This window comes from Pirellulaceae bacterium, from assembly GCA_029243025.1.
Lineage (GTDB): Bacteria > Planctomycetota > Planctomycetia > Pirellulales > Pirellulaceae.
The window spans coordinates 80,763-103,845 of sequence record JAQWSU010000047.1 but is presented as its reverse complement, the minus strand read 5'-3'; the positions used below and the strand labels follow the sequence as shown (position 1 = coordinate 103,845).

General features: G+C 52.4%; 6 protein-coding genes and 1 tRNA gene. 5 read left to right on the top strand and 2 right to left on the bottom strand.

What is annotated here, in order from left to right:
* Positions 1-150: 150 nt before the first annotated feature.
* Together P8N76_23615 and P8N76_23610 are read right to left on the bottom strand one after the other, a co-directional pair.
* The gene (locus tag P8N76_23615; GenBank protein MDG2384677.1) at positions 151-345 is read right to left on the bottom strand and encodes a hypothetical protein; all 195 of its coding nucleotides are present in this window, start codon (positions 343-345) and stop codon (positions 151-153) included.
* A 132-nt stretch (positions 346-477) separates the two neighbouring features.
* The gene (locus P8N76_23610) at positions 478-2,136 is read right to left on the bottom strand and encodes a SpoIIE family protein phosphatase (protein MDG2384676.1); all 1,659 of its coding nucleotides are present in this window, start codon (positions 2,134-2,136) and stop codon (positions 478-480) included.
* Between the two features lie 331 nt (positions 2,137-2,467).
* Between P8N76_23610 and P8N76_23605 the strand changes: the two genes are divergently transcribed.
* The 5 genes from P8N76_23605 to P8N76_23585 all read left to right on the top strand — a co-directional run bounded on the left by P8N76_23605 (position 2,468) and on the right by P8N76_23585 (position 23,082).
* Positions 2,468-2,539 (top strand) — tRNA-Gln (locus P8N76_23605).
* A 1,202-nt stretch (positions 2,540-3,741) separates the two neighbouring features.
* A complete protein-coding gene (locus tag P8N76_23600; GenBank protein MDG2384675.1) occupies positions 3,742-18,156 on the top strand; it encodes an NF038122 family metalloprotease in 14,415 nt (4,804 codons plus the stop codon).
* 503 nt (positions 18,157-18,659) lie between these two features.
* Entirely contained in the window at positions 18,660-20,492 is a 1,833-nt protein-coding gene (gene mnmG, locus P8N76_23595) for a tRNA uridine-5-carboxymethylaminomethyl(34) synthesis enzyme MnmG (protein ID MDG2384674.1), read from the top strand.
* A 559-nt stretch (positions 20,493-21,051) separates the two neighbouring features.
* The gene (locus tag P8N76_23590; protein MDG2384673.1) at positions 21,052-21,636 is read left to right on the top strand and encodes a response regulator; all 585 of its coding nucleotides are present in this window, start codon (positions 21,052-21,054) and stop codon (positions 21,634-21,636) included.
* A 39-nt stretch (positions 21,637-21,675) separates the two neighbouring features.
* Entirely contained in the window at positions 21,676-23,082 is a 1,407-nt protein-coding gene (locus tag P8N76_23585) for an ATP-binding protein (protein MDG2384672.1), read from the top strand.
* Position 23,083: the final 1 nt, after the last annotated feature.

The window sequence follows — 23,083 nt, the reverse complement described above, 5'->3', positions numbered from 1 at the left end:
CACTTCGGTTACTTGCTCGTCGCCTCGCAAGTTACTGATCCTGAGGGCAGTGGTTGAGTTGATCCACTGCCCTCTCTTTATTTGGGAAAGTCCCATAAAAAAAGGGAACAGACTTGGTGCCTGATCCCTTTGATCCCAAACCGGACGAGCTTAGTTGCCTTCGTCGGCGTGGGTGTCGTCTTTCTTGGTATCATCTGCTGCCGCAGCATCCTTGTCCGCTGGAGCATCAGTTGCAGCTGGAGTTGCAGCTGGAGTTGCAGCTGGAGTGCTGGATGGTGTCTCCGACTTCTTACAGCCTAAGCTAACGAAGCTAACCAGCGCCAAAATAACAAACAACTTCTTCATAATGAAACCTTTCAAATTGAAATCGGGTCGTCTTGTAGCTTTCCGTTGGAAACACTCCGCCGGATGCGTATTTTTTTCGATACCGCTGCCTGGCTACTTATTCCCCTGAATGGTTCAAGTATTGGTTATAACTTAACTTTTATCCCGTCCACAGCAGACTAGACACATATCATCCTTCGCGGGACCCGCATCAACAAAGTTGTGGACATCAGCCACAATTTGCTGCCCAATTTTTTCGGGCTGTGAGATCGCGATACAGTCACGTAATCGTTCAATTCCGTACAATTCGTCCGCTTTGTTCATGGCTTCTGTAACGCCATCCGTGAATAAAACGAAAGTATCACCTGGACCGATTTGATCGACATGTTGTCGATATTTGTAGTCTGCGTCAATCATGAGCGGCAAACCAGCCTGCTCGGCTCCAATTTCGGTCAGTAAACCATCCGAGCGACGAATTAGCGGAGGCATGTGGCCGGCATTGAGAACGGTGATTTGGCTGGTTGTTGGATCGAGGATCAGCATCACTAAGGTGATAAAGCGACCGTCGAACGTCGCCGGTGCCAAGGATCGATTTAAATGTGTCAGGGCCTCGGATGGGTAAGGCTCGGATACGAGAGAAAATCGAGCAGCGGCTGAAAGCTTTGACATGAGTAAAGCGGCTGCCGCGCCATGTCCTACGACGTCCGCAACGATGATTGCCAGCCGACCGTCAGGCAGTTGGATGTAGTCGAAATAGTCACCACCGATGTGATTAGCGGGTTGGTAGAAGTCGAAAAACTCATAGCCGGGAACGACGGGACGATGGTCGGGGAGAAAGCTCTTTTGGACCTCTCTTGCCAGTTCAAGATCTCTTTCATACTCACGCTGTAAAAGCGCACTTTCGTGCATTTGAGCGTTGTCGATTGCGATGCCCGCTTGTGTGGCAATACTTGCCAATACCTCCAAGTCCTCTTCGCGAAATCGATTTCGCTGATTGTCCGTGTCAATCTGCATTGCCCCAATCACTTCGTGTTCGCTGTTGACCAGCGGAGCGCAGATCATCGATCGGATGTGGAAATCAGCAATACTTTGGCTCATCTCAAATCGTGAATCCTCGGCTGCGTCTGCTGAGAGTATCGCTTGTTTTGAGCGGATCACTTCATCGAGGATCGTTTTGCTGATCCGAAACGTCTGTTGGGATTCGTGGCGAACTTTCGACCATTTTGTCTCTAGTTCACCCTTTTCGTTTTTCAAAATGATGAAGCCCCGATCTGCCTGAATGAAAATTCTGAAAAGACTTTTCAGGACTTGCGGCAGGACTTGGTCTAACGCGACTGATTTCCCCAGACTTTTGGTGATCTCGAGCAACGCCTTTAACTTCACATCGGCGGAGGCGGAAGAGTGAACACTGCCATTCTCCAAAGATAGATCCACCTTCGACATAATGGTGGAAGGAGATGATTCCTGTGTGTCGTCGAACAGAATTGCTTTGTTTGACGATTTGGAATCTTCGGTTTGGTTCGCCGAATGAAAGGTAAACGAAATGTCACATACTCGGATCACGTCGCCCGGTTGTAAGCGATGTTCACCGCTGATGGGCTGGTCATTGACGAAGGTGCCATTTCGACTTCGCATGTCCTCGACAAAAAAGGTCTCACCAAGTCGTTTCAGCCGCGCGTGCACACGACTGACGGCACCCCCATCGGCGACAATGTGGCAATCAGGGCTCCGCCCCAGTGTTTGTGTATCTGCCAGGCCGAGCTCGTACTGGGTGCCGGCGCTAGGACCGTTATTGGCCTCGAGGTAAGCCATTCGTTCACCGCTGTAAAAATAAAAAATCCCTAGATTTCAATTTTAGATGCCGATCGAACGGGTCGTCAACGGGCAGGGTGCCAGCCGACGTATGACGGATTCCCCGTTCTCCCCAGCTGGAGGGCGAAATTCTTTTGGGCTCAACGACCGGGTCGATCGAGCGGGGCGGGCCGACAGAAAAGTGGTCGTGGGGATTTGGGAGACCCAGGAAGAGCCAGGTAGAGTCTGCTGAATTGGCCCGATTTCGCCGACTCAACCGTCAGCTGCAGATCGGTACCCGCTACGGACTTTCGTGGAAGATGGTGGATGTGTTAGATTAACCGCACTGCATTGGGGCGTGGTGTAATTGGTAGCACGACGGATTCTGGTTCCGTTGGTCGGGGTTCAAGTCCCTGCGCCCTAGCTTCTCTCTTCTGCTTCTCGATAGGCACTCAATCGTCCGTTGAAACGGCCGATTGGTGGGGACACCTTTTCGAGCAGGCGGCGTGTACTCGGCGTGTACTCGGCGATGAATCGGCCGTTTTGCATTGTTTTGCTCATTTGATCGCTTGAAATTCATTTTGAAATTCGGCATCATAGGGCTCTGGTGCAGGCAAGGCGGAATAGGTAGGGATAGGCAACGGAATGAAATGTCGTAGAAGATGCTTTTGTAGCAGCTGTTGGAGAGAGGAATATCACTCTCCGCTTCAGTTGGATGCTATTTCGAGGTTCGTATTGATCGCTGTGACTTTTGGGGTTGCTTCGATTCTCTGGCCGTACCGCTGTCGGTGTTGTGGAAGTTTGCGACCCCAGCACTGGTTTGCAAAGCGAGCTTAACGTCGCTTTTCTGGAACAGCGCCTTCGCGAGATCAGCCACGAATGTTTCTGCTGGAACGCTATTTTCTTCGCAAATAGGTGGTTGGCTGAACGAGGGATCCGTCCCGATCCGCGATTGGGCGTGATTACCCTCCGGACTTACTCCTGGTTCGGAAACTGGTTCGACAGCGGGCAGGGCTCAGCGTTCTCAAGAGCCAAATCTGGTCTCCGTATTCAAATCCGACGAATGCTCTGGTTTTTCTCACAATTGATAAGCCATCCCTTGCTAAAATGGTGCGATTAGGCTGGCTGTGGTGATTGCATTCTTGAGGTTGGCCTTTGCGAGACTATAATCGGTTCTTACACAAGTACTTTTACTTCAATTAGTTAACAGCGGCAGGTCGCAAGTGTGGGCGCGTCGAGTGCCGACCGGGCGCTTGTCTTTTAAGCACTTTTTTGCGGAGCGTGCGATTGGATTGCGTCTTAATCGATCGGGAATGCTGAGTCGTTATCGATCGGTTGTCGCAAAATGCGACAGTCGCGCGGAACTTATTAGGTTGTCGTAAGTTGTTTGGTTTCAGAGGTTTGTTGGAATTTGTGTTGCGCAGAGTCTCAATGGTACGCCGGTTGCATGCAGGGCGGACTTCAAAACCGGGATGGTTACTGCGCGAGGGGAGGATCATGTGTTGGTTGGCCCATTCAACCTGCACCTGCGCCACCGGCCAGATGCGATTCCAAGGATCCGATTCGGGCTCTGACATGAAATTCAGAGCCATTCACCGAAGTCGCGAGATTTTCGAGGATTAATTCATGAGCGAAAGATACGCTCGTCGTTCGAAGTTGCTACACGGACTTTCCCATCGCAAACGACGCACACCGCTTGATCGATCGATCGCGCAACGAGCTCTTCAGCAAGAGTCGTTAGAAGATCGTGTTTTGTTGGCAGTCGCACCCCAGCTGATTTCCATTCAGCCGAATTTCGGTGATGTTTTGCGCGACGGCGCGATTCGCAACATTGCGCCGCAAGAACTTACATTCGTGTTTGATGAATCTCAACGCATCGATGGTGAGACGTTGGATGGGATTCAGATCACACGCGCCGGATTTGATAATTCGTTCGATGGTGTTTCCGATATCATCGTGCAGCCCGGTTACGTGGGAGTGGATGAAACCCGTACCAACGAAGTGGTGATGCGCTTCGCGGAAACCCTGCCTGATGATCTTTATCGGATCGAGGTGTTCGCGATTGATGATACGAATAACGACTACGTCGCTCTACGTAACGAGGAAGGCGATGCTTTCCGCCCGGAAGTGCCGGGTGCAGATCGAACTCGAGTTGGATTTGAGCTTGATTTGGGTGCTCAGTTGATCGCCGTTGTCCCACAGCCGCTCAGTCGCAATGAGCAAGGTGGACTTGAGCAAGCGACCGACCGCATCGACATCCATTTCAACGAAGATGATTTGGCTGCAGACTCCGCGACGAATCCTAATTTTTATCAATTGATCTTCACGAATGGTACCGTCACCAACACGGATGACGTGATTCACGCGCCAAGTTCTGTGCTGTACGACCCGGCGGAGAACCTGGTTAGTCTGACATTTGCCTCGAGCTTGGACCAGCTTTCGACTGGGGCGGGCACCTACCGGCTCCGCGTGGGCACGGACGAAGCAATTCCTGAGGTTCCTGTTGCCATTCAACCGGATGCGGACGCCGGATCCAGTTTTGATCTGGCCAATGATTTGGGTGTGTTGGCAGCAAGCAAGATCGTTAGCGAGAGTATCGATCCAGATGGCTACCCACTTGATTTTCCAGGTGCGATAAATGAACCGGGGCACCGAGACATCGAACACATTCAATCTCATTTTGATTACGAGGATGGGAAGGATGTTACAGATGGTTTGTTGACGATTGAATACAACTTCCAGGAAGCCTACGGGCAAGATCCGTTCGGTAATCCACTGTTCAATCTGATTACAGAGAATCAAAAGCAACGTGCTCGCGAGATCTTCGGTCTATACGCCTACTACCTGGGGGTTCAATTTACTGAGACGCCGGACGCTGGCATCACCGTGGTGACAGGCGACATGCGCGTTTTGGACCCAGGCGCGGTCGTGGAGCCGGGCGGAGATCTCGGGCTCGCGGGTTTGCATCCGGAAACTGAGCTACCGATGGCGATCATGGACAGTACTGAACTCTGGGATGATTCGTTCGGTGAGACGATCGACCCGGTTCGCTACAGTTGGTTTGAGAACGCGATGCATGAGATCGGTCATTTGCTTGGATTGGGGCACACGGACGAACTACCGCCATATACCCTGATGGGCAACGACCTCGACTTAGCATTCACGAACGAAATCGAGTATGTCTTCCCGGGGCCGCACGACATTGTGCACGGGAAGTACTTGCACCGTCCGGAGTCTAACGACATTGATATGTTCCGTTTCTCAGTCGATGAGCCGGGGCTGTTTGCGGCAGAGATTATTGCGGAACGGTTGGATGATTCGAGCCATTTGGATTCGGTTGTGACCTTGTATCGCGAGGCGGACGGTCAACGTACCGTCATGGCTCGCAACGATGATTACTTCAGTGAAGATTCGTTTGTCTCCGTTGAATTGGACGCCGGAGTTTACTTCCTGGCGGTGACGTCGACTGGCAATGTAGATTTCGATCCGACGGTGGAAGATTCGGGTTTTGGTGGAACGAGCCAGGGGCGGTACGACCTGCGATTAGATTTTCGTCCCCGCGTTGATAACTTTTTGACGGATGTGACCGGGACGGCCTTGGACGGAGATGCCGATGGAGTTCCCGGAGGCATTTTTAATTACTGGCTCCAAGTTGCCTCGCCGGAGGATCATGTATTTGTTGACAAAGCTGCAGCCGACGGGGGTGACGGAAGTTTGCTGAGTCCCTTCAACAATCTGATCGATGCGGTTGACGATGCGGAGAACGGAGTTCAAGCAGGTCAAATCATGCGGGTCGTCGGTAACGCTGGTGCAGATGGTGATCTGGCAACGGTCGGCGACAACCTGGCCTACGAACTGGGGGTCTCGAACGGAAATGTGCTCAGCGATGGTCCTGACTTCATCTTGCCCAAAGGCGTCACCGTGATGATTGACGGTGGGGCGATTTTCAAACTGCTCAAAACAAATCTCCAAGTTGGTAGTGCTTCGGTGACCATTGACCGAAGCGAGTCCTCGTTGCAAGTTTTGGGAACTCCTGAGCACAACGTGATCTTCACCTCGTATGACGATGAAGAAACCGGTGTCGATACCAATCCACGCATTACGCAACCCAAAGCCGGGGATTGGGGTGGAATTATTTTTCAAAACGACGTGGACCGAGCCGAAGAACGCTTTGACTACGAACAGGTCGGTATTTACCTCAATCATGTCGGGCAGGCGGACATGCGCTATGGCGGTGGGAACGTGACCGTCGATTCGATTCAGCAGGTGATCGATCCGATTCATATGATTCAGTCTCGACCGACGGTGAGTTACAACACCATCACGAACAGTGCTGATTCGGCTTTGTCTGCTGATCCCAACAGTTTCGAAGAGACCAATTTCTCAGCGGTTGATTCGCTCGGTGTGAATTATCAGGAAGTGCCGTTCACGCCCGACTATGCACGAGTTGGACCCGACATCCGTGGAAATCGAATTGTTGACAACAGCATCAATGGCATGTTTGTAAGGATTCAGACGCCGGCAGGAGATTCGCTGCAGCGAATGACGGTCACCGGTCGTTGGGATGACATTGATGTGACGCATGTCCTGCCGGAAAACTTGCTGATCGACGGTCGGCCAGGTGGTCCGATGGCTGGCGAGGATGCGCTACTGGCTCGCACGGATGCCGGCCTCAAAATTGACCCCAGCATTGTTGTCAAGTTGGACGGGGCTCGAATTGAGGTCACCTTCGGAGCGCAACTCTTAGCAGAGGGTCTTGCAGGTCAAGAGATCATCATCACGTCGTTACAGGACACTCGATATGGTGCGGGCGGTACTTTCCGCACGAGTAATCCTCGCCAAGGTAGTTCCGAGGCACCGGAGGCAGCTGATTGGGGTGGGATTTTTGTTGCACCCACGGCACGAGCCAGTATTGATTATTCGGTGATCGCCTACGGCGGTGGGCTTACTCGTTTAGAAGGATCATTTGCCGGTTTCAACGTCGTTGAGACACACCAGGGCGATTTGCGACTTACACGTAGTGTGCTGGAAAACAATGCAGACGGTCGCGGTGGGCAAGCTGAAGTGACTCGTGAGGGACGCGGTACCAATACCTCGTCCGCAATTTTTGTTCGCGGAACTCAGCCCGTCATTGCAGCGAATATCATCCGGAATACGGACGGCTTTGAGACGCCGGCTATCAGCATTAATCTGAATTCGATCAATCAAGAGCTCTTACCCGATGTGGGACGTGCGACCGGAGCCATCGATCGAATTCAAGGTGTTGAAGAGAATCGCGGCCCGTTGATTCGTTACAACCGCTTGGACGGCAATAGCATTAATGGAATGGTGGTTCGTGGGCAGACCTTAAATGTTGAAAGCGTTTGGGACGATCCGGATATTGTTCATGTTGTGTTCGACGAGATTTCCATTCCTGATTTCCATACTTACGGTGGCTTGCGGTTGGAGAGTAGTGCGACCGAGAGTTTGGTGATCAAGCTTAGAGGCGAGAATGCTGGCTTCAAGGCGACGGGTCGTCCGCTAGATATCGATGATCGCAAAGGTGGATCGCTGCACGTTATTGGGCAGCCAGGTCACCCTGTGGTGATGACTTCGCTATCCGATGATTCTATCGGTGCGGGCTTTACGCCGGCGGGTGCCCCTCAAAATGACACGAATGGCGGGGGACGTCCCGATCGTACGCAACTTCCTGGTAGCTTCCAGATCGATCTGAATTTTGGCCCGATTATCACGGGTCGTCCTCAGATTGTCGGGGCGTTAGAAGAAGCTGCGCGAGTATGGGAGCAGCTACTGGAAGATCCCATTACCGTTACCATCGATGTGGAACTGGCTGATTTGGGAGACGGAACACTTGGGCTGGCGTTACCGGAAAATGCGCTCGTCGATTTCGACACTTTCCGCACATTACTCATCAATGATGCGGGTGAGCATGAATCGATCGTAGAACAGCTGCCGACGTTCTCTGAACTTAATTACACATTGCCGGATGATCCTCTCAGTCCTTTCACGGTGTCGCCTACCATCAGCTTGAGCGTACCGAATGCCAAAGCGGTTGGAATCGATCCGGGTTTTCTCTTCTTGCCTGCCTCGCAATTTGATCCAACCGAAAGTCGGGATGCCGTAATCCAATTTAATGCGGATCCACATCTGCTGGATGCAGGCGGTGGCGCTCCGGCATTCTTTGATTATGATCGCTCGAATGGGATTCAGCCGGGCTACACCGATTTCACCGGGGTCGCGATCCATGAAATCGGTCATGCTCTCGGTTTTGTTAGTGCGGTTGACGATGTTGACGCAGCGCTTGGAGCGGGTGGAGGAGGGCTCCGAACGATCCAGATGAAGCCGCTTGATTTATTCCGTTTTGAACCTGGTGACGGGGCTGAAGACTTCACCGAAGGGGCCCGCGCACTGGACCCGAATCTTGTGCACGTTTTCTACGACGGTGGTGAATTCGATCCGATTAATCTGGATGCCGCGATTCCGGGCATTGGACGTGGTGATATTCCGCTTTCAACGGGAAACAACTTTGGTGATGGACAACAAGCAGGACACTGGAAAGACTTGTTGGATATCGGTCTGTTGGGACCGACCGCTCTTCAGTCGGTTGAGGAGAATTTGTCAGAGCAAGACCGAATAGCCTTCGATCTAATTGGTTGGGACGTGGTGGGTGATGGTGTTCCCGGGGATTGGCGAGGAATCACACTCGAGCAGAATTCCAATGATCGAAATGTGGTCTTAGCAACGGAGCTTGAAGCCAATACGGCGACGGCACCCGGTACGAATGCTTTGCCGACGACGGCGGAATTCCTAGGGGCGATGGGGCGCGGCGAAAAGAATAGCGACGACAACCTCCGCTTGGGTTTTGAAGTCCACGGATTCCTTAACGCACCAGCTGACGTTGATGTTTACAGCTTCAATGCTCGGGCTGGTTCCGAGGTCTGGTTTGATGTCGATCGAACGACGTCATCGTTGGATTCGGTTGTTGAATTAATTGATGCTAATGGCCGCGTGCTTGCCCGTAGCGACAATTCATACGCAGAGCAGTTAGGGGAAGAGGCTGTCTTCTCGGCAGCGGGCGTGAATGCCTACATCTTGCAGAAGTCAGTTTTTCAGCCGGAGGATTTCTGGACACTCAATCCGAAAGACGCCGGTTTCCGTGTTGTCTTGCCCGGTGCCGAGGGTGGCGAAGGCACTTACCACGTCCGAGTTCGCAGTTCGAGCGACAATCTGGATGTAATTTCAGCCGGGGAGACTTCTGGAATCTATCAATTGCAGATTCGTTTGCAAGATATCGACGAATTTCCCGGTTCGACGGTGCAATTCGCCGACATTCGTTACGCGGTGGACGGAATCCGCATCAAGGGATTGCCTCAACATTCACCTCTCACGGGTGAAGTCGGTGAAGATCTTGGTATTGTGTCCGATCTGAATGATGCACCGGCCTTACCGTTTAATTCCAAAGCGCTGCTTCGACCCTCTGCCAATGGATTTGCAGTTCCTGATTTTCAGAGTTCGCAGTACATCGGAAACGTACTCGTCAGCGATCGCGCCGCCATCAGTGTTGGCGGAAAACTCGACGCTTCCGTCCAGGACCAGCAAGACTGGTACATGTTCGATGTCACCTTTGATTCGTTGAAGGAGCCGGGTGGGAATACGGCCGAGTTGATTTTCGATTTGGATTACGCAGACGGTCTTTCCCGAGCGGATCTTTCGTTTGGGATTTTTGAGGCACTTCCTCAAATCGTGACGGATTCGGGGCCTGAATACGCGCCGGGTACCTTGATTTATTCCAGTAAGGATTCGGTTATCGGCGATGATCTTCCGGCACCTTTGTCGGGCGACGACTTAGATGATTTGTCTCGGGGTACGGTTGGACGACTGGATCCCTTCGTCGGACCCATCTCGTTGGCGGAAGGCACTTATTTACTGCAAATCACCACGGCGACCATTCAGCCTTGTGATCTTGGACAATTTACCGAGGAACTGCCGTGTAACACTTACGTTCGGGCTGAGCCGATCGACGCCCTGCAACGAATCGCCGATGATCATGTGGGCGACATGGGCCCCTTGGTGAGTGCGGCGGCAGAAGATCCCATCGTTCCCGTGCTCGTCAATCGGAAAGGCATCGTGCCGTACACGCTCGGTGATGTTGAACTGTTTGTGAGTTCGTCGACGAGCCTGTTCACCGTGGATCCTTTCACCGGTAAGCGGGAAACACGTCTGGGGGCTTATACGGGTCCATTCAATCCGGTGATTGGTGATTTCGCCCTTCGTGACAACCCGGCCTTCGATCCGACATCGGACGATCCTGAGATTGCTCGAAGACAACGTTTTTATGCCTACAGCAACAGTGATGGTGCCAATCCACCGACCGACGCGACAACCGGTAATTATCTCTGGCTTGACCTCGATCCGACCGATCCGGCATTGCGTTTGAACGATGGAGTCCTGGTGAGGGGTACCGGTGAAGATGGAGCCATCACCGATGATATGGTGGAAACCTATGAGGATGCTGCCGATCCGGATGCCGATCCGCCGCCGACAGAACCTCAGATCGCTCGACCCAACGAAGGCGCCGGGTTTGGGATGCAGTACGACGCCATCACCTTCGGTCTGCCCGGTGGACCTTTGCAAGATATCCAGTTTGGTTACGCCGTTGGCCGGCGATTGCAGACCGACACCGAGCTGGCTTATGAACCCGTCGAAACGCTACGCTATCTTCCCAACATTCTCTACCGGTTTGAAGCGGTGATGGGAGTCGCACAGAGCGCCACGGGCGCCGAACGTGCTGACGTGGAACGCATTCCGATCGGGAAGCCTTTCAGTCCGCCTGATCCGGACTTTCCTTTCCCGGAAGAACGACCCAATGCGGGAACGCAAGTGGTCGAATCGGGCGTCATCGAGGTGACCTACGAAGACGAAAACGGCATCGAAATCTTTGGTGGCAATATCACAGGAATTGATTTCGTCGGTTCTCGCATGTACGCCGTGACCGACGAAGGCCACTTCTATCGGATCTCTGGACAAGATGGTCCTGGCGCTCGAGCTAGGTATATCGCATCGATCACTGACGAAGAGGGTGAGTTTGTTTCCTTTAGCGGCCTTTCCGCTGGACCGGCCAACGCGGATGACGGTCTGTACCGGGACGTCCTCTTCGGAATTGCTCGAAACGGTGATCTCTACGCCTTTAACGTGGATGGAGAAGTCCAGCCCGTATTTGTCGATGGACAAACATCGATCAAGACAGGAGTGGGTGGAGCCGTTGGTCTACAATTTGGAACTGTTGACGAAAACCTTTGGCACACGACCACGGCACGTGGTGACGATTTTGGCCATACGAGCGGATTCAGTTTCTATTTTGGTGAGGACGATGTATCGCCTAATTTGGGCCGTCACTATGATTTCCTGGGCGGAGCCCACGGAAGTCTGATGAGTTCAGAATTTGACCTCGCTGGATACACGGGTGCTGACTTACCAGCGTTGTATTTCACCTACAACCTTTCGACCGAAGAGGGCTTTGCCGGGACGGCTCGCGATACGTTCCGGGTCTTTATCTCGGATAACAGTCGACCTGATAATCCTGGGCAATGGCATCTATTGGCGTCGAATAATCCGAATGAGCTCGGGGACTTACTTGACTTCGATCCTGATGATGACATCCTGCTCGACGTTCAACAGTTGTATGACAACACCTGGCAGGATGTACCCTTCCCGAACGGTCGAAACGGACAGCGAGATCCATTCCCCTATCCGGATGATGATGCTCGACGGCCTTTCGATCCAAGCGGGAATCCCTGGGGAACCTTCGATCCACCCCTGAATGAGACCGAGACGGTTTGGCGACAAGCGAAACTTGATCTGAGGCAATTTGCAGGTCAAAGTAATTTGCGACTGCGATTTGACTTCAGCACGGCTGGGTCGATGGATTACGGTGGAGCTCGTTCAACGGGCGGTACCGAGTTGCACGCGATCGCGGGAGCCGACCTTCGAGATGGGGATACATTCGTCATTGATGAAGAATCGTTTGAATTCGACCTCGGATTCACTGCGGTACTCCAGGCTGCAATTGATCTGCCCGAGGGTGAAACCATAACGCTCGGTGATGGTCTGACCGAAGTTACTTATGAATTCACTCGTGACGGTGAAGTGGAAGGGACCAATGTCCCGGTCACCATTACGGATGACTTGACAGCCAACGATGTGGCTGCCTTGTTGGCCGAGTCGATTGTGGCAAACGGTCCGGCAGCAGTGATTCCTCATCAGCTGAGCGAACGACTTAATCTCGAGGGAGCTCTGAGTCTGACTCAGAGTGCCGATCCGATTGTTGTAGTCGAAGGTGAGCCTGGCACAGTGGGGCGATCGGTCGTCGTTCATTCCGAGATGGATCCCGATGAAGTTGCCGAAGCAATGATCCAACCTTTGGCCGATACCTTTTCCGGTGGAGTCCTTGAGGTGATCAAATTCCACGATTTCAAGGTTCAAATCATTGGACATGACGTTGTCGATCCTGGTCCGCTCGGTATGACTCAAGTTTTACCCGCTGATCAGCTCGGTAGCTTCGGTGTTCGCAATCGTTTTGAAGCGAATACGCAGGTCTTGTACGATTTTGGTGATGAAGAGTTAGACTTTGCCGTTCTGCAAGAAGGTGTCTATATCGATGACCTGTTGATCGGTTTTGCCGGTCAAGGCGAGGAATTGATTGATACACGTCCTGACTATCCAATGTCCGCTGAAATTCCGGATGTATTTGCAATCGATCAGGGAGCAACAATCACAACACCTACGGCTGGGATTGAATATGGTGAATACCAAATCGAGATTCGTCGCGCCTCGCAGTACACTTTGGGAGGAGCACCGGATCGCAGCTTCGATCCACGCGATCGACTGACGAATGTTGTTACCTTGTTGGCCCCAAATGGCGCTGATGTGTTCGATGGTAAGACATTCACGATTGGTGATGGCTTGCGAGAAGTGGTTTTCGAATATGAAAACGTTGCGTTCAACGACGGCGTCGCAGCCGGTCATATCCCGGTTAACTTTGATGTGACCGATCCCGGATTCGTGCTTGCTGCTCAACTTCGTGACTTGATCAATTCGGCGGATGTCAATCTGGATTTGATCGCGTCACTGTCGGGCGGAGTGGTCGTGGGAGAAACGACTTCGAATCGAGTCGACTTGTACGGCAATGTACTGATTGAAGTCGAGGCGGCTCCGAACGGCATTGAGTTCATGGCGTTTGACGAGTTCGGAACGTCGAATAGTAAACGTGACCAAGGCCAGATTATTGTTCACTCGAACAATATTCAGAGCTCGCGCCAGTACGGAATTGTTGTCGAAGATGGTTTGCGAGATCTGCCCGAATACACGTTTTATGATCCGCTGAATACAGTCAAAGATGCACAGTTTGCGAACGGCGATTATATCCCGCATACGGGAGCAGTCCGTAACTTGCGTGAGATCAACCAGGATGAATTGGCGCCTGGCGTGACAATCACAAACAATGTTATTGCCTTCAATAATGCCGGCGGTATTCACTTCAGTGGAGATCCCAATGGTGTCTTGATGATCGCACCCGTTGCGGCAGCTGACGGGGAAGCTCGTGATGGTTTCCTCTTCAGTGTGGTCGACTTGCACGGAAATTCGCAGACATTCCAGATTCAAGCGGGTGCCGCCACGCGTGATTTGGCCAACGGGGTGATTCCTGTGCTCTGGCAGGCGAACGGCGGCTGTCTGGCGGTTCATGGTCTGAACGATTGTGCCAGCCGATATGATCAGTTAGGGCGAGACATGGCTGACGCTCTCATGCACGCCATTGATAGCTCAAGTCTTGACGTATCACTCCTTCGTGGACGGGGGGATGAGATCTTCATTGAGGGTGCTGCCGAGGTGATCAGTCCTGGTAATTGGACCGATACCTTCACCCAAGAAGTGCAACACGGTGCCGTGCCTTACGGTCGGATCGTCAATAATACGGTGGTTGGACTTGGTGGAACACTCACCAGCAATAACCTCTACGACACGGATGATTTCCAAGATGTGGGGATCTATCTCGAAGACAATGCCAATCCGACAGTGATGAACAACATTGTTGTGAATTTCAAACAAGGTATTTTGTCTGATCTTTCACAAGCCGCGATGTCAACCATTGGTGGCACGCTCTATCAAGGCAACGTTGACAATGCAGTGAATCTCAATGTGGGTGACTTTCCAATTTCGATCAACCCCGATGAAGAATTGTTCGTTGATCGAGAAGATGGAAACTTCTATCCCGCAGAGGCGTCACGAGCGATCGACAGTGCGTTGGACTCCCTGGAGGACCGGCCCAATTTGGTGACGGTGAAAAATCCACTTGAGATTTCGCCCTCGCCGGTGTTGGCCCCCGAATTTGATGTCCTCGGACAATTACGAGCAGATGATCCGTCCGTCGAACCTTCGGGAGGAATCGGCGAAAATATTTTCAAGGATCGTGGGGCGATTGATCGAGTTGACTTCGCTGGACCGACCGCACAGTTGGTCCGACCCGTTGATAACGATGCGGAAGGCACTGATCAAAATCCGATTGTCGACAGGGTGCGTGTCGAAGATGCCAATCTGACTTCGTTTGTCGTGAAGGTCCTCGATCTGGGTGAGTCAGGAACGGCAAGTGGCACCGGGGTGGATGACAGTTCGATCACGGTCGATTCGGTTGTTTTACTGCGAGACGGAGTTCCACTCCAAGCAGGTCTCGATTACCGATTCGATTATCAACCGACGAGTGATGAAATCCTACTTACTCCTCAAGCCGGTGTTTGGGCGCCTGGTTTTACCTATGAAATCGAATTGATTAATACTGATCGCCATGTGATCGCCACCACTTCGGCTGATCAAATTCCGGATGGTTTCGAGTTCCTTGTCGCGGATCAGGGGCAACTTGCGACTCGCTTCGAATTTGAAAGTGGTTACACACTGGAAATGCCCAAACCTTTGGCGTTAATTGTCCCAGCGGGTAACAGCGGCTTGTCGGCAGTTTCGGACGAGGAGTTGTTCACCTTGAGCAATGGTATTGGTCTTGTGACTTTTGAATTTGATTCAAATCAAGAATTTAGTCCCGGACGAATTCCGATCCAGTTCGCACCGTCCGATACTCCCGATGACGTGGCAAATCTGATTGTGAACGCCATTGAATTAGCCGATCTTGGCTTGGCACCACTCAATTTGGGCGATGGACGTGTTCACGTCGGTGGTCCGACGAATACTCTGATGGACACTTCGCTGTCCGCTCTCGTCCAAGAGGGCATGTCGGGCGCTGTTCTCGATGGTCAGACCTTTACCATCGAGGATTCACGGCAGTTGGTGACGTTTGAGTTCGACGATGACAATGTTTTCGGTGTTGGAAACGTTGTGATGGATTTCAACGATAACGATACTCAATTCAAGACTGCTGCAACGGTTGCTGACGCCATTGCGTCGGTCGAATTTGCCACGCTTAACCCTGCGGATTTGGGCAACGGTAGAGTGCACTTGGGCGGGACCGAAGATGTTCAAATTCGAACACAATCGAGCAGCATCACCGTATTGGGTGAACCAGGGCTGAGCTCGGAAGGGACGGGGCAATTAGTCCCGATCACCTTTGTTCCATCTCCAGAAATTGACCAAAACGACGTGGCTCAGCTGATTGATTCCGCGATCAAGTCGAGTTCGCTCAACGGCATCTATAGCTTTGTCACCGAGGGTGATGAAGTGGCGTTGATTGGCGCCGAAGAGGTGCTTGGAGTGAATGCCCTGATCATCGAGGGCGTCCAAGATAACGCGGGTAACAAACTTCAGACGAACCAAGACGAAGCTCCCTTCTCGGTTCGCTTTGTGATCGACCTACCGGCTCCGTTGGATTTTGGTGACACACCCGATCCTACTTATCCGACGTTGTTGAACGAAAATGGGGCACGGCACGTCGTTGTTTCAAACGTGTTCTTGGGGCAAAATGTCGATTCGGAGCTTGATGCAAATACAAGTCCGGATGCCTCTGGAGATCTCTTTGATGACGGGGTTGAATTCTTGGGGCCGATCGCTCCTGGCGGCAGCGTGCCCGTGCAAATTCTCGCCTCAACTGCCGGTTTTATCGATGCTTGGATTGACTACAACGGCAATGGAACGTTTGACGATGACAGCGACCGCGTCTTGGACAGCGTCTCGCTTGATCGAGGCTTGAACAGCCTCTTGTTGAGTGTGCCGAGAGATGCAGTAATTGGCGATGCGTTTGCTCGCTTCCGATTCAGCACGGGCGGTGGTTTGTCACCGATTGGCCGAGCTGACAATGGTGAGGTTGAGGACTACTTGTTGGTGGTCGAAGATATTGATCCACCAGTCGCTCGTGATAATCAGTACAGTCTGGAAGAAGATACGGAAATCGATGTTGCACCTGTCGACGGTGTCCTGACCAACGACGAGGATCCGCAGGGTGGATCATTAACTGCCTCGCTTGTCAGTGATGTGACCAACGGAACCTTGACGTTCCGTCCAGACGGCTCGTTCACTTACACACCGGACATGAATTTCTTCGGATTTGATTCATTCAACTATGTAGCTTCAACGAGTATTCTTTCCTCCGATCCAGCCGTCGTGACACTCGAAGTTGTTCCGGTTCCCGATCCTCCCTTTGCCGGTGACGATCAAGTGACCACGGAGGAAGATACGTCCGTTTTGATCGACATTCTGGCGAACGACTTCGATCCTGATGGTGCGATTGATCCGAGTTCGGTTGAGGTGGTCACCGATCCTGCCAATGGTGTCGTACAAGTGAACCCTGATGGCACAGTACTTTATACGCCTGCTGCAAATTATTTTGGTCAAGACTCTTTTGAGTACACCGTCCGAGATATCATGGGCGTCTCTTCAAACGTTGCCACGGTCACCGTCACCGTTGAGAAAGTCAATGATCCACCAGTAGCCGTTGATGATGTGCTGTTCACGCAGGTAGGTTCGTCTCAGACGATCAGCGTGATTGCAAACGATTATGACCCTGATGGTGAAATTGATTCGAAGTCGGTTGTGGTGACTTTGATTCCGAAGAGCGGAATTGTTGATCTGAATGGTGACGGGACGGTCACGTTCACACCGTCGCTGAGTTTTCTTGGAACAGACACTTTCCGGTATACCGTTCGAGATGACGAAGGTGCTGTTTCTAACGAGGCAGTGGTGACCGTTAATGTGTCAGATGAAAATCAACCACCGGTTGCGAATGATGATTCGGCTGAGACCACGCAAGGTGAATCGGTCACAATCGACGTGATTGGAAACGATCTGGATGCGGATGGCATTATCATCCCTGGCTCAGTCAATATTGTTTCGCCAGCAACCAACGGATCGGCCGTCTCCAACGTTGATGGGACGGTGACTTACACGCCCGATGTCGATTTTGTCGGTGTCGATAGCTTCCGGTATACGATCCGCGACGAGTTCAATTTGATTTCGAATGCGGCAACAGTAGCCGTCGATGTGATCTCTGTAACGCCGCCTTGGCAAAATCAGACTGACCGGTTGGACGTTGATGCCAGCGGATTTGTCGTACCGCTTGACGCCTTATGGGTGATCAACGAGCTCAACAGCGGCGGTTCCCGGCCACTCGATCCGCCACCGGCGTCGCAGGAACCAATCGAGCCGCCACCCTATCTCGATGTGAATGGCGACAATTTCTTGTCTCCCGTGGATGCACTCCTGGTAATCAATCATCTCAATCAGAATTCGGCAATGGCTGCCGTCAAAGCGATCGCCACGCCGGACACACAAATTGTCGGTGCGGCACTCGACATCGAACCGCGTTTCCAAGTTGGCGAAGCGCGAACTGGGGCGGTTGAGCAAGCGTTCGCTGAGGAGTCCATGAAAATGCACGGCACCCTTTCGCACGACGCAGTGTTGGGCGAAGACATGCTCAGCAAACAATCGGATGCTCTCTTCGCTGAGCTTGCCGACTCGACGAGGTCGCAAGAAGCTGACATACTCGATGACTTGGTGATCGAACTGTTAGCTGACGATGCAGAGCGAAAGCGAGCTGCCGAATTCTAAACAAGGATGGGGCAAGGCTACCCGCTTCACACGGGGAGCGGACGATCCAGTACGGCGCCAGAGGCGCCGCACTGGAATCCGTTTTTTGCCTCAGCAGGAATGGCAGCGATTTCGAAGACGGTTCTCCCAAACCCCCAATCTGTGCAACGGGCAAACAGCCTGATTCGTGAAGAATCCAGCTGGAAAATAAGTCGGCTAATGCCTTTTCTACCGCATGGTTGGTCGCTGACAGCGAGCTTAAATTCTGATCTGGCCCGTTTCGCCCCTTTCCGGATTTCTCAGGGTCTCGATAATTGATGGCTGCAGAGACGTCTGCAATACGCTGGAAAGTGTGTACCTCGAGGTTGCCCTGATACTCCCTGTGCTCGTTTCAATGCCGGCTATTGGTTCTCCAGCAAATGCTGTTTTGAACCAGGTGTTTCGGATGAGGGCGAACCGAGTTGCGGAGGCGAGGCATGTTGAATGAAATGTAGTAACCAACGATGGGCCGAGATTGCGAAAAAATGAACAGTAGCCGTTACGATTACGATGTGATTGTCGTCGGTGCCGGCCATGCGGGGACGGAAGCGGCGCTTGCTGCCGCACGTGTGGGCGCACGCACCGCTTTGTTGACCACCAATTTGGATACGGTGGGGCAAATGAGCTGTAATCCGGCAATTGGTGGTGTCGGCAAAGGGCAAATTGTTCGCGAAGTTGATGCTTTGGGCGGGTTCATGGGGCAAGCGATCGATCGGAGTGGCTTGCAGTTTCGCATGCTCAATTGCCGAAAAGGTCCGGCCATGCACAGCCCGCGCGCCCAAGCCGATAAGAAACTCTACCAGCAGACGATCAAGCACGCCGTGGAAGATCAAGACGGGCTCCATCTGATTCAAGAAGTCGTAGAAGATCTGGTCACCGAATCAACCCAGCAGGGAGAACGAGTCACCGGAGTTCGTGTGCGTGGATCGGCGACCTATCAGGCGCGATCCGTCATCCTCACGACGGGGACGTTTTTGCAGGCGCTGATGCACACGGGCGAGTCACAAACGGCTGGAGGACGGGCTGGAGAAGGGACCACAAGTGGGATCAGCGGCGCTTTGAAACGGTTGGATTTCCAAGTCCAACGATTCAAGACGGGCACGCCACCTCGTGTAAACGGGCGATCCATCGACTATGCAAAGTGTGAAAGACAGCCCGGCGATGACGAACCGCAACCGTTTTCTTTTCTAAACTCGTCACTAAAAGTTGAGCAGCTGCCCTGTTGGATTACCTACACAAATCCAGCCGTGCACGATTTGATTCGAGCAAACTTGCAACGAGCCCCTATTTATAGCGGGCAAATAGAATCCAACGGACCACGCTATTGTCCCTCGATTGAAGACAAAGTCGTCCGCTTTGCGGATCGAGATCAACATCAGCTGTTTCTAGAACCCGAGGGTTATGAGACCCAGGAATACTATGTCAATGGAATTTCAACAAGCCTACCTCGGGACGTGCAGGATCAAATGTTTCGTCTGATTCCAGGGCTCGAAAATGTGCAAATTATGCGATATGGGTATGCTGTTGAGTATGATTTTTGCCCTCCCGATCAACTCCGGGCGACGCTCGAGACGAAACGAGTTCAAGGTTTGTTCTTTGCCGGTCAAATCAATGGAACGACCGGATACGAAGAGGCCGCTGCCCAGGGCTTGGTCGCCGGTGCGAATGCCGCGCTGAAGATCAAGGATCAATCAAGTTTGATCATTCCTCGAGAAGATGCCTACATCGGGGTCTTGATCGACGATCTGATCACCCAGGGGGTTGACGAACCTTATCGGATGTTCACAAGCCGCGCCGAACACCGGCTTCGCTTGCGGCAAGACAATGCCGATCGACGCTTGACTCCGATCGCCTTTCAGTGCGGACTTGTCGGCGACGAACGCTCTGAATACTTGCAAACAAAAGAGCAACAAATCAATGAATTAAAATCCATGCTTGAAAGGGAGCGGATTGAATCTGTGACCGCCGCCAAGTATCTGCGCCGTCCCGAGATCACCTGGGCTGAAATGCAAGAACGCTTTCCTGTTTTGGCAACTGTTACTCGAGAAGTGGCTTGGCAGGTGGAATGTGACATCAAGTATTCTGGGTACATTGCGAGGCAAGAAGTCGAAGTCGCCCGGCAGAAACGACTGGCGGCAAAGCGCATTCCAGATAGCCTGGATTATGCATCGATCGGGCAGCTTCGGAATGAGGCTCGCGAAAAGCTGTCGAAAATTCGTCCCGTAAGTCTGGCTCAGGCCAGTCGCATCAGCGGAATCACGCCAGCCGACGTTGCCTTGTTGATGACCTATCTGGAAGGAAATCGATCCACCAGCTGAGACGCATCGATTCAATCTTTTCTTCTTTTGCCGAGTCGCGCTGGCAAGGCAAACAATCGTTTTGCCGTGGAAGCAATGACCGCTTGAGCTGGTCACGGAAAGGCGTATGGCCGATCGATTAGCTAGGCAATCTTGGGTCATTTTTTTGGTTTAGAGAGAAAGCGGGATTAAGAAGCAAAACAGCAGTTTGGATAATTCAAAGACCTTTACTAGGGTTTTTCAGATTGGAAAATATCGGGTGATTTGGCATCAAAATGTGAGGTTTCCAGTCGTAAATGCATACAACATAGTAACTTGCGTTGCGATTATCGATCTTGACGCTCTTTCTGGGATCCCTATAATGCAGGGCAGTTGGGAGGTTCGGCAAAGTTGGAAGGATCGCTTATAACTGGCCGAATGGATGGATGCAGGAAAGTGTGCGTTCTACGCATAAAACGGAATCTTGCTCAACGAGGGAGCTAGGCGCGTTCTGTGACATTGTCAGCGAAACGGACTTGGGTTTGACGACTCCGTGTGTTGCAAGCGGCCTCATACAGGCTAGGAAAGGATATTCGTAGCCATGAAAACTGTGTTTACTACGGGCGAAGCGGCAAAGATTTGTAAGGTCAGCCAACAGACCATCATTCGTTGTTTCGATTCCGGTCAGCTCAAAGGATTTCGCGTTCCAGGTAGTCGTTTTCGGCGCATTCCGCGCGATCAGCTGTTTGCCTTTATGAAAGATAACGGCATTCCGACTGAGGCGTTGGAAAGTGGCAAACGCAAAGTGTTGATCGTCGATGACGATGAGGAACTGGTTGAACTGTTGAAGGATACCTTTGATCGAGATGGTCGTTTCGACGTTCGTACGGCGAATAATGGGTTTGATGCTGGGATGCTTGTCAAAGAATTTCGTCCTGATTTGGTCGTGCTGGATGTGATGCTACCGGACATCAATGGACGCGAGGTTTGTGTTCGAGTCCGAAGTGACAGCACGTTGGATGAAGTCAAAATTATCTGTATTTCCGGAATGGTCGAAGCCGATAAGGTTGCCGACTTGAAAGCTGCCGGTGCAAATGATTTTGTGCAAAAGCCGTTTGCTGTTGATAAGTTGTTAGAACGAGCTTGTGAGTTGCTGACACTCGAGGCAGCACCCTCAAACGCCTGATAAGGCTTGGATCAAAACGATTTTCGGAGACGCGTACCGATGACTCGGTACGCGTTTTTTTCTATGAGTTCTCCCGATGTTCGCGACGTGTTGGGTGTGAAATTGGCGGATGGGTTGCCATGGCGGCCTCTCACCGATCTGACCGTTTCACGATTGGTCGAGGCGACTGTCTCCGGAGACGCCGATCAGCTGCTCGAGGTGATTTTAAGCGATTCATCGTTGGCGAGCTGGTTATTGAGCCAATGGCCAGCTGACGAACTTTGTTTTGAAGATCTCAGCCACCTGCTCCGCCATGCGCCTGCCTTGGGGATCGCGCGTCGGCTACGGGATTCGCTTGAAGCTCGGCAGCTGAGTCAGGCGGAGTGGTTCCAGTTTCAGCGGTGGTGGATTCGAGCCGCGAATTTAATGCGACGCACCGCCGCGGCGCTGCATGACCTCGGCGCAGCCGAACGAAATACGGCTGCGGTCTTGTCCCTCTGTTTTGCTGGTAACGTAGACGAGCCGTTTGAAAAAACGTCCGAAATTCCTGTTTGTCTGACGGGTGAATCTCGTGGTGGGCAAGCAGTGCTCCGAGCGGCGATCGAGCGTTCTCTCGAGGAGGTTGATGACAGTCGAACAGGAAAAGAGTGTCAGGTAAGCCAGCTGGAGCTGCAAGGCTTCGCCCTTTGTTTAACTCCATTGCACAAAGCCTTGCCCAGGTTGTTCGAGCTGGTCGAGCAACAGGCGCATTTGGAGCATGCCTTTGAACGAGAGCTTGAAGTGCAGAAAATCGCAGCCATGAAGGAGTTGGCTTACGGTGCGAGCCACGAGATCAACAATCCTTTGGCAAATATTTCTTCACGCGCTCAAGTCTTAATGCGAGATGAGGCGAATCCGGAGCGTCGTCGAAGTTTGGCCACGATCAATAGTCAGGCTTTTCGGGCCCACGAGATGATTGCTGACATGATGTTGTTCGCCAAACCTCCCGCTTTGACGTTGCAGCCGATTTCAGTTGGTGAGTTGTTTCGTCCCTTGGTTGCACTGTTGGAAAGCGACTTGAAGGACACCATTGAAATGTCATGGAGTATCGACAGCGAAGCAGAAATGGTTTCCGTCGACGCGGAACAGATGGCTGTTGCAATTCAGGCGATCTGCGCGAACGCGAGTGAAGCGATGGGTGGGCAAGGGCAATTCTCCATTCGCGTGCGGCGCGTGACTGATCCACTGCCATTCGGGGGGCCGCGGCTGGAAATTGAACTCCGAGACAACGGTCCCGGGGTAAGCGACGCCGTACGTGCTCACCTTTTTGATCCCTTCTATTCGGGCCGTGAGGCAGGGCGGGGCCTCGGCTTCGGTTTGTCAAAAGCCTGGCGGATCGTTGAATTACACGGAGGGACGATTGTGGTGCACAGTGAAGCCGGGCGAGGGGCCACCTTTGTCATTGCGCTGCCAATTGTCGACTCCTGAG

Excerpts from the sequence above, each read along its gene's own strand:
- P8N76_23590 (MDG2384673.1), top strand. The coding sequence starts at position 21,052 with ATGAAAACTGTGTTTACTACGGGCGAAGCGGCAAAGATTTGTAAGGTC.
- mnmG (MDG2384674.1), top strand. The coding sequence starts at position 18,660 with ATGAACAGTAGCCGTTACGATTACGATGTGATTGTCGTCGGTGCCGGC.
- P8N76_23600 (MDG2384675.1), top strand. The coding sequence starts at position 3,742 with ATGAGCGAAAGATACGCTCGTCGTTCGAAGTTGCTACACGGACTTTCC.
- P8N76_23610 (MDG2384676.1), bottom strand. The coding sequence starts at position 2,136 with ATGGCTTACCTCGAGGCCAATAACGGTCCTAGCGCCGGCACCCAGTAC.
- P8N76_23615 (MDG2384677.1), bottom strand. The coding sequence starts at position 345 with ATGAAGAAGTTGTTTGTTATTTTGGCGCTGGTTAGCTTCGTTAGCTTA.
- P8N76_23585 (MDG2384672.1), top strand. The coding sequence starts at position 21,676 with ATGACTCGGTACGCGTTTTTTTCTATGAGTTCTCCCGATGTTCGCGAC.